This window comes from Mechercharimyces sp. CAU 1602, from assembly GCF_024753565.1.
GTDB lineage: Bacteria > Bacillota > Bacilli > Thermoactinomycetales > JANTPT01 > Mechercharimyces.
On record NZ_JANTPT010000001.1, the window covers coordinates 1781242 to 1795316 of the forward strand.

Consider the following 14075-nt stretch of genomic DNA (forward strand, 5'->3'; position numbering starts at 1 on the left):
ATGAAGATCGAACGAATCGCAGTCCTCGGTGGAGGATTGATGGGTGCTGGTATTGCACAAGCCATCGTTCAAGGGGGCGCCGATGTAATCTTGTATGATATTTCACAACATGCGATCGAGCGCGCACAAGTCGGTATTGAAAAAAGCTTATACCGTTTTGCTAAGGCAGGACATTTCACGCAAGAAGAGGCTGGAAAAGCACTAAAACGCCTCTCTGTCACCATGGATTTAGCAGAAGCTAGTCGTGAAGTCCAACTTGCGATCGAGGCAATCCCAGAAAATCTGGACTTAAAAAAAGAATTGTTCGCCGAGTTGGACCGTCTAACTCCACGCCACTCTATTTTGGCAACCAATACTTCCGAGTTAAGTGTGACTGCTATTGCTAGCGCCACCTCACGCCCACATCAAGTGATCGGTATGCACTGGTTTAACCCTGCTCCCGTCATGCGCTTGATTGAAATTGTGCGTGCCGTCGATACGGATGAATCCACCATTGCCACCATTGAATCATTTTCCCAACAGATCGGAAAAGAGACTGTCATCGTAAAGGATGGACAAGGATTCGTTACCTCACGCGCACTCTCTGCCCTTTTAGCTGAAAGCTTTCGTATTTATGAAGAAGGAATTGCTTCGTGCGCAGATATTGACAAAGCTATACGACTCGGTTTAAACCATCCCATGGGTCCCTTTGAATTAGCCGATCTCGTTGGATTAGACACCCTTCTTTACGCCACAGAGGGGATGGTAGAAGCATATGGAGACCGTTTTCGTCCTACACAAACGTTGAAAAAGTTAGTCGAAGCAGGTCATTATGGTAAAAAGACAGGAAAAGGCTTTTACCATTACGATTCATAATAAGAAGGAGGAAATAGCAGCCCCTTCTTCCTCCTGCGCTCGTGAATCACTTACAAGAATGCGAGGTCATCATTATGTTAAGAGAAGTTGTCATTACTGAAGCTGTTCGTTCACCTGTCGGTAAACGTAACGGCGCATTACGCCATATCCATCCAGTTGAACTAGCTGCTCATTCCTTAAGAGCACTTATCAGCCGATCGCAATTAGACCCTGCATCCATTGAAGATATTGTAATGGGTTGCGTCTCCCCCATAGATGAACAAGGGTATAATATTGGACGGTTAGCCTCACTAGAAGCAGGCTTTCCGACCACCGTCCCCGCAGTCTCCATCAACCGCATGTGCGGATCGGGTCAACAAGCCACCCATTTTGCTGTTCAAGCGATCGCTTCTGGCGACATGGAGATCGCCATCGGAGCTGGTGTCGAAAGCATGACCCGTGTTCCTATCGGATCCGATGGCAATGAGCGCACAATTCCCACATCTCTTCATAAAAAATACCCCTTCGTGCACCAAGGGGTATCGGCAGAAATGATTGCCGAAAAATGGGGCTTTAACCGTCAAGATGTAGACGCATATGCTTATCAAAGTCACCAGCGTGCTCTCGCCGCTATAGAAGCTGGTCATTTTGAACGTGAGATCGCTCCTCTGTATGGTCAAGACTCAAACGAAAACAAATTTCTGTTTACAACTGATGAAGGACCCCGCGCAGACACCTCTCTTCAAAAACTGTCTACTCTACGAACTGTTTTTAAAGAGGATGGGGTAATTACTGCAGGTAACGCCAGTCAAATCAGCGATGGTTCAGCTGCTGTTCTCTTTATGAGCCGTGAAAAAGCTACACAACTTGGCTGTCGTCCACGTGCTCGCATCATCAGTCAAGCAGTCGTCGGTTCCGATCCCACTATGATGTTGGATGGGGTCATCCCTTCCACCCGCAAAGCACTTCAAAAAGCTGGTCTCACACTAGCTGATATGGATCGAATTGAAATTAATGAAGCTTTCGCCCCCGTTGTGCTGGCTTGGCAGAAAGAGTTGCAAGCAGATATGAGCAAAGTAAATGTAAATGGTGGAGCCATCGCTCTTGGCCATCCTCTCGGGGCAACAGGAGCAAAACTGATCACTACTTTGCTACACGAACTAGAAAGAATCCAGGGTCGCTACGGTCTACTTACGATCTGTATTGGACATGGCATGTCCACTGCTTCTATTATTGAAAGACTAGATTAATTCACCTAACTTTATTTATATCCAAATAAGTTCTGTTCCTTTAAGGAACAGAACTTATTTGGGTGGAGAGATCATCGGCCATCCTAGCAACCAAAGTGTTCCAAGAAATAATTTTCATACCCACTCCCGCTTTTCCATACGCTGTAGCAGAGGTGAGCATACATGCAGCTAGAAAAATATAGGGACGCTTTGCCTATCCCACCGTTAGCCCGTCCCATCGGTACGTATAACCACTTACCTTACTACGAGATGAAGATGACGCAATTTCGCCAATCCCTGCACTCACAACTCCCTTCCACCATGGTATGGGGGTTTAACGGTCACTACCCTGGCCCCACTTTTGATGTTTGTTCTGGTCAACCCCTCTACGTCTCCTGGTGCAATCAACTACCTAGTAATCATCTACTTCCCATAGATCACTCAATCCAAGGGGCAAATTCTTGCCTTCCCGATGTACGTACCGTTACACACCTACATGGTGGTATAAATCCTACTTATTATGATGGGTATCCTGAAGCCTGGTTTACACGAGATTTCCGAGAGCGTGGTCCATATTTTGTTTCCCCCCTATATTTTTATCGCAATGAACAGCCCTCCGCCACCCTCTGGTACCATGACCATGCTCTCGCAATTACACGTCTCAACAATTATGCCGGCTTATCTGGATTATATATTATTCGTGATCCAGAAGAGCACCGATTTCACCTTCCGCAATCCCCTTATGAGATTCCACTCATCATCCAAGATCGCTCTTTTCAAGCGGATGGTTCATTATACTACCCTAATCAACCGGAATACACCCAGTCCGATTGGCCTTATCCGTCTGTTGTTCGTTATTTTTTTGGCGATACCATGCTCGTAAACGGAAAAGTGTGGCCTTATTTATCAGTAGAACCACGTAAATATCGCTTTCGCATCCTCAATGGCTGTAATTCTCGCTTTTTACGCCTACAACTAAGCTCTAATCAGCTCTTCGTTCAAATCGGCACAGACCAAGGATTCTTACCTCATCCGATCACCATTCGACAGCTCCTTCTCGGCCCCGCTGAAAGAGCCGACATCATTATTGATTTCCATACCCAAGCTGGAGAGAGCCTACTTCTCAAAAACAACGCTCCCACCCCTTATCCCCATGGGAAACCAATAGAGGGAGACAGCACAGAACATGTGATGCAGTTTCGCGTCCAAGAAACCTTAGAAGAAGAGGACATCAGCCAAATCCCCCCTTCACTCGTGCCCATAAAGAGACTTCAACCTACTCCAACCACACCCATACGACTTCTGTCCCTTGACGAGAGCAAAGACCACTACGGGCGCCCACTTATGCTTCTTCACCACGAGCGCTGGAATGACCCTGTTTCCATATGTCCCCAACTTGGAACCCAAGAGGTGTGGAACCTTATCAACACAACAGAGTTATCTCACCCTATTCACCTTCATCTAGTCAAATTTCTCATTCTTTGTCGTCGTTCCTTCGATGTTGAGCGTTATCAAGCGACAGGGCGCATTCATTTCACACAACAATCACGCCCTCCGTCTCCTTCGGAGGCAGGATGGAAAGATACAGTCATATCTCCCCCAGGAGAGGTGACTAGCATTATCTCTTGCTTCAGCCCTTATACCGGTAGATATGTTTGGCATTGTCATATGCTAGAGCATGAGGATTACGAGATGATGCGCCCTTTCCTTGTCATTAGATAAACAGAAAAACTTAAATCCCAAAAGGGAACAGCGAAGAGATCTCTTCGCTGTTCCCTTTTAACAATATATACAATCTTATCGACTACTTATTAATCCGGAGATCGGTATGAGAATCGATACCCCTATTAAGAGTGTACGCAGTAACTCATGATCCACCACTGTTACAGGGATAATAAATTGTGCCGCTATTAATATAGCCATAAGGAAGAATAGAATCATCGTAAAATCAAACCCCGCCTTTTCTTTTGGGGCTAACTTTTCAATTGAGCGACAATCCATATAATATCGATGAGGGTTTTGTTCCTTTATGTACACTTCAATCTGCGATTCCAAATATGGCGATGGATCATGCCACAAATAGCCACTTGTAAATATATAATCTTGCTTTGTGACGGGATCTACCCAATGAGCTTCAATCACATAAGGGGATTGTCCCGAACTGGTATTCCATACACCCATCCCTTTACGTTTTAGACGATAATCAATATACACCCTCGTAATTTCAGCCTCTACTCTTTTTCCATATAAGCGTAAATACCTCTGGTTCCATCTTCTTATCATTTTGACGAGCGGGAATCCTATCAAGCAGAGAAAAGCGAGCACAAAAAAGATTGGACCCATATAGGAAAAAAAACTTCCTGAGAAAACATGTTCGAATTTATAATATTGATATGTGAAGAGCCCTCCGAGGAGTAAAAACATGATCCCCATAAACCTGATTATACTGTTCAAACCCCATCTCTCCAATCCTTACACTATGTATGTTTCGGCTAGATATCGCACATATTAGTAGTTGATATAATCTTGTAGGAGGCCGCCCATGAGAGTTACCCTAACCTTTTCCATTCTACTAGCGCTTATCTTAGGAGCGAATCAGTCTGTCACGTACGCTTCCCTTTCCTCTCACCATCCCTCTCCAAAAGTGGCTATCATTATTGATGATTTGGGCAATGGTGTTGAAGGAACCGAAGAAATGTTTACCATTGATGCCCCACTCACCGTAGCCATTATGCCCTGCCTTCCTCAGACAAAACAGGAAGCATATCGTGCTCATCGGCACGGATTTGAAGTAATTTTGCACCTTCCTTTAGAGGCGACAACCGGTCCGGCTCATTGGCTCGGTCCAGGAGCGATCACAACGAAGATGAGTAATGAAGAAATTAAGAATCAACTCCATAATGATCTAGCGCATATCCCCTTCGTTGTCGGTCTCAACAATCACATGGGCTCGCGTGCAACAGCCGATCCACGTGTAGTGAAAAATATCTTGGAAGTGGCGAAAGAAAAGGAATTGTTCGTCGTAGATAGCCGCACCAGTGAAGAAACGAAGATCCCCACCCTCTCTAGAGAGTTAGGTGTTCCTTATATTCGGCGTACCGTATTCTTAGATAATGAAAATAACCCAACTCATATTCAAAAACAATTACATGTTTTGGCCCAGCAAGCACAGACGCGTGGCTGGGCAATTGGGATCGGCCATGTTGGGATACCAGGGAAAAATACCGCTCGTGCCATACAATCCATGCTCCCGTTCTTTCGTGAAGCTGGCATCGAAATCGTCCCCGTTTCTGAGTTGATTCGTATCCATGAGACTGAAGGATTTTTTGATTTATAGGTCTACTACTTCGCCTCTACTTTATACATCTCCTCTTCTTGCTTTACGCTCTTAGCAGTGGACATCCGAATATAATAAAGTAGCACGCCGATAAGCAAAACCAATGAGCACCCCATAAACATGGCAGTATATCCTGTAAACTTTGCTAACACTCCTAATAGATAGGAACCCGAAGCAATGCCCACATCGGCCACAATCATATAAGTAGCGGTAGCCGCACCCCTACGTTCGGGCGAGATCTCACGATACACTAATGCTGTCAAGCACGGTTGTACCGCACCAAAGCCAACACCGAAGAAAACAGCCGCCAATGCGATCCATAATAGATTATCCGCCCAACTTAACAGCACAATCCCCACAATGGAAAAGAGAAACCCAGGATAAACCACAACACTAAATCCACGTTTATCTGCTAACTTTCCTGCAAAAGGACGTACAAACATCATGGCAGTCGCATAAATTCCGAAAAACAAACCCGCAGCCTCTACCAACCCAACTTTACTCACATGTAATGGCAAAAAAGAGACTAGCCCACCATATACAAAGAAAAGTATACCTGCGATTACTGCTGTCGGAATCACACTTTTCTCTATAATTTGTTTCCACTGAAACCGCTTAGGCTCAGTTTTAACACTACTTTCTACTTTATTCACCTCAATCCAGCCGGCAAAAATAATACTCAGTAATGCTATTACCGAACAAACAGAAAACAACACCTGATAACTCCATACTCCCATCACCCACAAACCGAAGAATGGACCTATAGCAAGCGCAACACTAACAAAGCTATGTATAATTCCAAGCCCTTCTGCCCTTCGACTTTCTGGGATAATATCTGCCGCGATCGTACCCGACGCTGTTGTCGAGAGCCCAAAACCAAAGCCATGAAATAATCGTAACAACAATAGCATAAATAACCCAACTACACCGAGATAACAAAGGGTCGCTAATAAAAATAAAATCCTCCCAAGAAGAAAAACCTTCTTACGATCCCAACGATCTAACCATACCCCTGCTAGAGGGCGCGAAATAAGCTGCGCAGTAGTAAATAGCGCGATAATCAAACCAACTTGTGCTTCTGTTCCGCTTAACTCTTCCACCACGAAGACAGGTAACGTAGGAAGTAGCATATAAAAACTAGCAAACATGAGAAAGTTACTAAGGGAAAGTATTACAAAGTTTTTCGTCCACAACGCTTGTCCTTGTTTACCCACTTCACATCCTCCTTCATTCCTATTAAAGTGACCATACACACCCTATCACCTTTATTTTACCACATCAAAAGTGTGAATAAGTAATTTTTTTATTCATTTTCTATTTTTAAGATGATTGGTATAATTTATTAAAAAAATAATTGAAAATTTCTAAACTTAGTGTATAATAAAGTCAGTATTATAGAAAGGAGGCATGCCACATGAAATTCGAAAGCAAAAACGTAAAATCCTTGTCCGCATTGTTCCCTGCTTAATCTAAATTTTTTAATCATCTCAAAAAAGTGAATCCCCATGGGGATTCACTTTTCATTCATAAAGAGAAACTAGGCTCATTTGAATAACAATACTCTTATAGAGAGGTGAAACCATGCAATCATCTTTTTTATCAGCTATCCTGCACCTAAAAGAGGAAACTAATGATACGAGTATTTGGTGCAAAAATATTTGCCGCGCGCTCCCAGAGTATAACTTTTCTTTTGACTTTACACGGGTACCTTATCATCTAAATCAAGTAATGGAGCCAACCACGCTCTTTGAAGTTGCTCAAGTCGCCAATCTATCATTGGAACAAGTTAGTCGGTTGGAATATCCTTTAGATGGCCCAATTGAAACCCTCCAAAAAAATTGGGAGAACCGCTCTCACTTCTCCCCTTTAGAACAGCTCAACATTGCTTTCCATCTCACTGCAATCTCCCGCTTTGAACAAGCATGGAGTATACTTACAAGCATGGATCGCTATCAACTAACCCCTTGCGCACAATTATATTTCTACTTACTCACCTTTGTCATTAAGAACAGACTAGGTGTTATCGCTGTTGATGAAGAGTTCACATCCATCAAACACATCATCACAGAAAACACAATTCCAGCAAGCATTCAACTTAATATGTCCTCACAAGCGATTGTCTGGTATATTAAGCAAAAAAGCGTAAAATCATCTTTATATCAATGGTTTGTACAGTGTGGATTGCAAGCAAAAGAAAAATTGAGTCACAGCGTCGACTTTCAAGATTACATTTCGCTCTCCACCTTTCATCGGGCCTATGCCATGATTCCAGCTGAAGAGAAAAAAGTAGAAGAGACAAGAGAAATCATGAAACTAGCTTTGCACTATGCTATGATCGCCACTCCCCGCACTCCCTTAGAAGAAGTAAAACGAGCCGATGCGATGAAAACAGCCTACGAATCAGAAGTGAAAGAGCACCTCTATCTATCCCGTCAATTTTCCCTCGCCGAACAAGCGGGACGTAATTTGATTGAGCTAGATCCACACTGGAGCATATCGTATCAAGAATTAGCTGAAGTATATAGCCACTTCAAGCGCTTCGATGAAGCATTAGACATGTACCATAAAGCAGCTACGATTGGACTCCCTCGACTCACATTCTCCCATTTTATGAGTGGCTATACACTTTCACAACTACAGCGTGACGATGAGGCTATTGCAGCCTATCAAAAAACATTAGACCTAGATCCAGAAAATATATCAGCCGGAGTAAACGCCCTTCAATTAGCCCGAAAAACGAACCACCCAGATTCTAGTAAATTAGAACTATTACTGCAAAAGTGGGATGAGGAAGGGATTTTAACAGATGCACACCGGTCATTTTTAGCACGTGTATGAATAAAGAGAGCACCGGCATTTCCAGCCGATGCTCTCTTTATTCATACTCACACTAAATTACTTCCCTCTTTCCTTTCTCCCCCTCTTCAGCATTTTTGTTCTTCCACCAACCAAGCAATAATACCCCTACCACTATCGCTACGATCACAATCCATTGCATCCATGGATTTTGGTTGAAGAATGGTTGCACAAACCCTTCTCCTACCATCATCTTAGCGGCTGTAAAAGCAAGAACCGCTGCTCCAAAGTATATAATCATTGGATAGCGTTCCATTAAGCGAAGAATAATGGCACTGCCCCAAATCATAATGGGTACACTGATCAGTAGCCCCAAAATAACCAGTACATAATCCCCATGCGCAGCACCTGCAATCGCAATCACGTTATCCAGTCCCATCACTGCATCCGCAATCACTATCGTACGGATGGCAGCAAATAAATTGTTGCCCGCTTCAATATCATGCTCTCCATCGTCTACCAACAGTTTGTATGAGATCCATACCAGCAGAAGTCCACCCACAAGCAGCAAACCCGGGATTTTCAACAACCAGACAACCGCTAATGTAGCCAGGATGCGAATCCCAATCGCACCTACGGTTCCCCAGACAATCGCTTTTTTCTGTTGCTCTTTCGGAAGCCTTCTGGCAGCGAGTCCAATTACAATCGCGTTATCCCCTGCTAAAAGTAGATCGATAATAATAATTGTAATTAATGCTCCGATAAATTCTGAACCCAGTTCCAATGGATCTCGACTCCTTTTATTTAAATAAAAAGACCCTTACCGTGATTAGGTAAAAGTCTCATAAAAATCCATAAAAATAGACCATTTACCTATCATCGGTAAAGGTCTCGCTAACAACGTTTCGTTGCCACTAAAGCCGGGGACGAACCCGTAATGACGACTTTAATGTGCAGCTACTCCCCTTCACCGTTATTATATCGAATCCCTGGGCTATTCGTCAATCCGAAAATAATGGATTTCCCACTCATACACATATTTCTCACTCTTTTTTTTACACTAAAGGAAACCGATTTATCTTCCCCATCGTGTAGGAATAGAGGAAGATGAGATCACTCCTGTATTCTCTGTTGACTCATTATATTTTATGCGAGTAACTAGAAATATTGCTTAGCTCCTCTTATAACATAGCTGAACTTACACCTTTCCTACCTACCAAGGTCTTACTTCCTTGACCCCGATGTAGATTTCTTTCTTCTCTATATGTACATTTTGATGTACATTTTGAGCGATTTAAGACGAGCCGCAATCCTGCTTATGTTAAAATTAAGGTGTAGAATGAAATAAGCGCAGGGATAACGCTAGAAAGGATGAACTTATGCTAAGGGACCTACTTACTAATTATCCATTATGGACAGCTGCAATCGCAATTTTGTCCGCGCAAGTGATAAAACTACCCTGGCACTACTTTATGAATCGAGAATGGGATTGGAATTGGTTGGTCAACCCTGGGGGAATGCCGAGCTCCCACACATCAGCTGTTACTTCTTTAGCCACTGCTGTCGGCTTACAAGAAGGAATGGACTCACCTATTTTCGCCTTATCTGCTGTCTTTGCTGTTATCGTCATGTATGACGCTACCGGTGTGCGAAGACAAGCTGGCATGCATGCTCAAGTGCTCAATCAACTACGTAATGACTTTGCCAGTCTCATGGACGAATTGCGACAGATGAAAGAGAAGAGCCCAGATGAAACCCGCGTCAACCTCAAAGAAATATTAGGGCATCAACCGATCGAAGTGTTTACAGGTGCCTGGTTTGGGTTTGCGGTTGCGCTACTTGTTTCCTTCTTCTGGCATTAGAAAAGATGGGGAAGAGAACATAAGGAGGAATAGCTTATGAAACGGATAGTATCCATCTGTCCTAGCAATACCGAAGTGCTCGCTTCACTAGGACTTACGGATCGATTGGTGGGGATCGACGACTATTCTGATTGGCCAAATTCTATCTCACATCTCCCCCGTTGTGGGCCCGATCTTCACATCGATATCGACAAAGTGCAGCGCCTACAGCCAGATCTGGTACTCGCTTCACTCAGTGTCCCTGGAATGGAACGAAATATCGAGCGACTAGAAAAGGAAAATATCAATACCCTTATCCTTAACCCTAAGTCGATTTCAGACATTCTTTCAGATATAAGAACCGTGGGTCAACACTGTGGGCAAGAAAGAAAAGCTGAGAAGGTGGTTTCCCAAATAACAAATCAACTCTCCACCCTACGTGCCCATATCCCTCAACTAACACCCCCGCCCCGCCTCTATTGGGAGTGGTGGCCCAAACCTGTTTTTACTCCTGGAGGTGGAAACTGGCTAAGTGAAGTCAGTAAACTTGTAGGTGCAGTTAATATCTTTGCGGACCAACCTGAAGAAAATGTGAAGAGCACTTGGGAGGAGGTTGCTGACCGAAACCCGGATCGAGCGCTGATCGTATGGACAGGTGTGCCGATTGAACGAGTGAAGAAAGAGCCTATCTTGCAACGTCCAGCTTGGCAGAATACCCCTATCGCCCACCCAGAACGAGTCACGATCTTAGAAGAAGGCTGGTACTGTAGACCATCCTACCGCTTACTAACCGGAATTCAATATTTAGCCCATCTGCTCTATCCTAATCATATTCTCGCCCCTGACCCAAACCACCCACTCACCTCTAACATCCCCGTTACATAAAAAAAGTGTCCTCCATAAAAGAGGACACTTAGAACATCTGAAAGCCTTTATCTCTTAAAGTTTTAATTACCCATCCACTTAGGAATGCACCGATCAATCCGCTTACCAATACGATAAGATCGCCACCTAGGGCTTGACGACCTTCGCTGAAGAGGTCAAACATCAACCACGCTACCAATGCTACGTATATTATAATCGGAAGCCATGTCGTCTTTAAAATCATATTAAAGATAAAACCAACTCCGAAAGCTAATGCCATAAAAAGCAGGATAGAGATTATTAATTGGGGTATACTCATCATCATCGCTCATCGCCTCCTCCCACTTGCGATTCCTATCTACATGTAGTTCCTGTATAGTCTACAAAAAATCGATAGAGGGGTCAATGTCAGCACGATTTAATCTGTGTCATGTAAGCGACAATTCCATTATCAATTTGCGCATGCTATTCCAAGTTGGGTACAATCGTAAGTGTATGAATCAAAGGAGGAATCATTTTATGAGACCACGTTCAGCTCGTCCTGGATCAACTGGGACTGAAACGACAGGAGAGAAACCAACTCTACCTACCCAATACATTAATTTCTCTTTCTTTAAGCTAGACCCTGCTTTCCGTCGATTAAGTGAAGAAGAACAACAACGCGGAAAAGAAGAATTCGCCGCTGTCGTGAAAGAGTACCATGCTCGCAATGACATGATGGTGCTTAGTTACTCCACTATCGGTATTCGAGCCGATGTCGACCTTGTGCTCTGGCGCATTGCCAAAGATGTAGAATCATTTCAAGAAATGACTCATCGCCTTTTGCATACTGGTCTAGGAAAGTATATGGAACTTAGCTATTCTTATCTTTCCATAAGTAAACGTAGTATATATGTGGATAAACTGGATCCTTCTCATCAGAATCCGCGCACTTATATTATTCCTGGACAGAGTAAGTACCTCTTTGTCTATCCGTTCATTAAGACAAGAGATTGGTATCAACTTTCATTCCCTGCCCGCCAAGGAATGATGGATGAACATATCCAAGTAGGAGGAAAATATCCCTCTGTAAAATTAAATACCACTTACTCCTTCGGAATCGATGACCAAGAGTTTGTCGTCGCCTTTGAAACAGACGAAATCAAAGACTTTCTTCACTTAGTTCAGGAACTACGTGAGACAGAAGCAAGTCGGTATACCTTAGTAGACACACCGATGTTTACTTGTGTCAGCCACAAGGATATCATCGACGCTCTCCACACTCTATAAGGTACGAACCAAACAAAGAAGGAGCCATACCCGCATGGGAAGGCTCCTTCTTATATAGTAAGACAGCTAGCCTCTTCACTTCTCTACTTTTCCCCCTTTTCTGCTTCTTTTTCACGTATTCCTGATCCTTTGCATGCATGACAGGTTTCAGATCCGCCGAGCAGGAGTTGCACGTAACCATCCCCTTTACACATTGAACATACTTCTAGATGAATCTCTGCGATCGTTATACCCATCATGTTCAGCTCCCTCTTCTTAATTCTAATTTTCTGTTTATAGTACAATACTTTTAATCATTTGAAAAGGGGGGATTGGTGGAAATGAGAGCGTTTACCTGTTATTTGAAAGCGTTTACATCACTATTAATTCTAGCATCTTCTCCTATTTTAAAATAATTTGTTAACATTTTGTGTAGAGAATCATATGATTGCTTCTTTTGCAATTCACAGTACAAAAAAAGCAAAAACACCGATTGCAGATAATCAGTGTTTTTGCCTTCTTCATCGTCTACTTACAGTTTCCCTTTACGCAATACCATGGAGATTCCACCTAATTTATAGAACCAGCGTAAGTCGTTAGCACGCTTGAGGAAAGCAGGGGTCGAACCAAACATCTTTTTCGTTCCCACCATTCCAATCGCTTCATTGCGACCCAATGAGGCCAACGTACCCTTCATGTCAAACTCATATGGCTTCACATCTCCACCGCGCATGAGGAGGGGTAAGTTTCTACCTAACCATTCTCCTTGCTGTGTGGCCATCTGAGCAGTTGGTGGGTAGGGGCGGTCTATCTCTTCATTGATGATTAAAGAGCTGTCCCCAATTACAAAGATATCCTCATGACCTGGTGCGCGCAAGAATTCATCTACTTTCACGCGCCCACGCATGGTTTCTACACCTGATTCTTCAACCACTTTGTTACCACGAACACCACCAGTCCATACTACGGTAGCCGCTTTAACTTCCTCTCCACCCTTGAGTACAACACCTTCAGGGGAACACGATTCAATCGGAATACCAATTTTAAACTCTACTCCACGGCTTTCTAAATAGTTGGTTGCATACTCAACCAGATCTTTATCAAACCCTGGTAGGGCCGTTGGAGCCGCTTCCACATTAACTAAACGCACTTTGTTCTGAGGAATATCGTAGTCACGGCACAATTGAGGAATACGATCTACCAACTCACCCACAAACTCAATGCCTGTAAAGCCAGCTCCACCAACTACGATGGTAACAAGATCTTGGCGCTCGCCTTTCAGATGATATTGAGAGAACTGGTACTCAATATGCTCACGAATCATTCGTACACTGTTGATATTCCGAATGAAGTATGCATTTTCCAACAACCCTTGAATGCCAAATGTTTCTGGCGCGCTCCCCATTGCCATCACGAGATAATCATACGCTAAACCTTCATTGGAATTCTCCAAGGTTACTACTTTTTTCTCACGATCGACCGCTGTAACACGATCTTGTACAAACCGTACTTTACGCTCATCCAGCACACTGCTGATCGGTACACGTGTATAATCATGATGAAGCGTTCCAGCCGCAGGTTCATGCAACTTTGTCGTCACATAATGATAGGGATTCTGGTTTACCAAGGTTACTTCCGCTTCGTTATAGGAAAGCCCTTTCTGTAAACCCTTAGCTGTCATGAGACCGCCATAACCAGCCCCAAGGATTAATATCTTTGGCTTACTCATATTTCTCACCCATTCCATCGATAATACTATCGGTTAATAAATTCGGTAATAAGGACGTATCCATCATTTCCGTACAAACCCCACTTACACTATGATAATTATTTCACGAACTTTTGACAAGGGGAAATGAATAATCATATTGTGCCCATCACATATTGTAGTATCCTCTTCTCAACCCACTGACAGACCAGTATAAT

Annotated in this window: 14 protein-coding genes; 8 read left to right on the plus strand and 6 right to left on the minus strand. The window is 43.5% G+C overall.

Translation table 11 applies throughout. From position 1 onward, the window contains the following. The 3 genes from NXZ84_RS09200 to NXZ84_RS09210 all read left to right on the plus strand — a co-directional run bounded on the left by NXZ84_RS09200 (nucleotide 1) and on the right by NXZ84_RS09210 (nucleotide 3785). The gene (locus NXZ84_RS09200; RefSeq protein WP_258839955.1) at nucleotides 1-855 is read left to right on the plus strand and encodes a 3-hydroxyacyl-CoA dehydrogenase family protein; all 855 of its coding nucleotides are present in this window, start codon (nucleotides 1-3) and stop codon (nucleotides 853-855) included. A 74-nt stretch (nucleotides 856-929) separates the two neighbouring features. After that, a complete protein-coding gene (locus NXZ84_RS09205) occupies nucleotides 930-2084 on the plus strand; it encodes a thiolase family protein (protein WP_258839956.1) in 1155 nt (384 codons plus the stop codon). Between the two features lie 162 nt (nucleotides 2085-2246). Then, nucleotides 2247-3785, plus strand: coding sequence for a multicopper oxidase family protein (locus tag NXZ84_RS09210; protein ID WP_258839957.1), 1539 nt, complete (start codon nucleotides 2247-2249; stop codon nucleotides 3783-3785). Nucleotides 3786-3860: 75 nt separating this feature from the next. On the opposite strand, the gene NXZ84_RS09215 is transcribed toward NXZ84_RS09210, so the two are convergent. Continuing rightward, on the minus strand, nucleotides 3861-4406 hold the full coding sequence (locus NXZ84_RS09215) for a hypothetical protein (RefSeq protein ID WP_258839958.1): 546 nt from the start codon (nucleotides 4404-4406) through the stop codon (nucleotides 3861-3863). 199 nt (nucleotides 4407-4605) lie between these two features. Here NXZ84_RS09215 and NXZ84_RS09220 point away from each other — a divergent pair, with 199 nt between their 5' ends. Then, nucleotides 4606-5400, plus strand: coding sequence for a divergent polysaccharide deacetylase family protein (locus NXZ84_RS09220; protein WP_258839959.1), 795 nt, complete (start codon nucleotides 4606-4608; stop codon nucleotides 5398-5400). A gap of 5 nt (nucleotides 5401-5405) precedes the next feature. On the opposite strand, the gene NXZ84_RS09225 is transcribed toward NXZ84_RS09220, so the two are convergent. After that, the gene (locus NXZ84_RS09225; RefSeq protein WP_258839960.1) at nucleotides 5406-6614 is read right to left on the minus strand and encodes an MFS transporter; all 1209 of its coding nucleotides are present in this window, start codon (nucleotides 6612-6614) and stop codon (nucleotides 5406-5408) included. A 367-nt stretch (nucleotides 6615-6981) separates the two neighbouring features. Here NXZ84_RS09225 and NXZ84_RS09230 point away from each other — a divergent pair, with 367 nt between their 5' ends. Beyond that, nucleotides 6982-8238, plus strand: coding sequence for a tetratricopeptide repeat protein (locus NXZ84_RS09230; protein ID WP_258839961.1), 1257 nt, complete (start codon nucleotides 6982-6984; stop codon nucleotides 8236-8238). Between the two features lie 52 nt (nucleotides 8239-8290). Here NXZ84_RS09230 and NXZ84_RS09235 read toward each other — a convergent pair whose 3' ends face one another. Beyond that, nucleotides 8291-8980 (minus strand): TerC family protein, encoded by a 690-nt coding sequence (locus NXZ84_RS09235; RefSeq protein ID WP_258839962.1) that lies wholly within the window; start codon nucleotides 8978-8980, stop codon nucleotides 8291-8293. A gap of 595 nt (nucleotides 8981-9575) precedes the next feature. Here NXZ84_RS09235 and NXZ84_RS09240 point away from each other — a divergent pair. After that, nucleotides 9576-10058 carry a divergent PAP2 family protein gene (locus tag NXZ84_RS09240; RefSeq protein WP_258839963.1) on the plus strand — a complete coding sequence of 161 codons (483 nt, stop codon included), beginning with the start codon at nucleotides 9576-9578 and terminating at the stop codon, nucleotides 10056-10058. Between the two features lie 36 nt (nucleotides 10059-10094). Further along, nucleotides 10095-10922 (plus strand): cobalamin-binding protein, encoded by an 828-nt coding sequence (locus NXZ84_RS09245; RefSeq protein ID WP_258839964.1) that lies wholly within the window; start codon nucleotides 10095-10097, stop codon nucleotides 10920-10922. 28 nt (nucleotides 10923-10950) lie between these two features. On the opposite strand, the gene NXZ84_RS09250 is transcribed toward NXZ84_RS09245, so the two are convergent. After that, on the minus strand, nucleotides 10951-11220 hold the full coding sequence (locus NXZ84_RS09250; RefSeq protein ID WP_309495820.1) for a YuiB family protein: 270 nt from the start codon (nucleotides 11218-11220) through the stop codon (nucleotides 10951-10953). A 200-nt stretch (nucleotides 11221-11420) separates the two neighbouring features. Between NXZ84_RS09250 and NXZ84_RS09255 the strand changes: the two genes are divergently transcribed. Then, a complete protein-coding gene (locus tag NXZ84_RS09255) occupies nucleotides 11421-12170 on the plus strand; it encodes a chlorite dismutase family protein (protein WP_258839966.1) in 750 nt (249 codons plus the stop codon). Nucleotides 12171-12253: 83 nt separating this feature from the next. On the opposite strand, the gene NXZ84_RS09260 is transcribed toward NXZ84_RS09255, so the two are convergent. After that, nucleotides 12254-12406, minus strand: coding sequence for a YuiA family protein (locus tag NXZ84_RS09260; protein WP_396654036.1), 153 nt, complete (start codon nucleotides 12404-12406; stop codon nucleotides 12254-12256). A 275-nt stretch (nucleotides 12407-12681) separates the two neighbouring features. Then, nucleotides 12682-13878, minus strand: a complete 1197-nt coding sequence (locus NXZ84_RS09265; RefSeq protein WP_258839967.1) for an NAD(P)/FAD-dependent oxidoreductase — start codon at nucleotides 13876-13878, stop codon at nucleotides 12682-12684. Nucleotides 13879-14075: the final 197 nt, after the last annotated feature.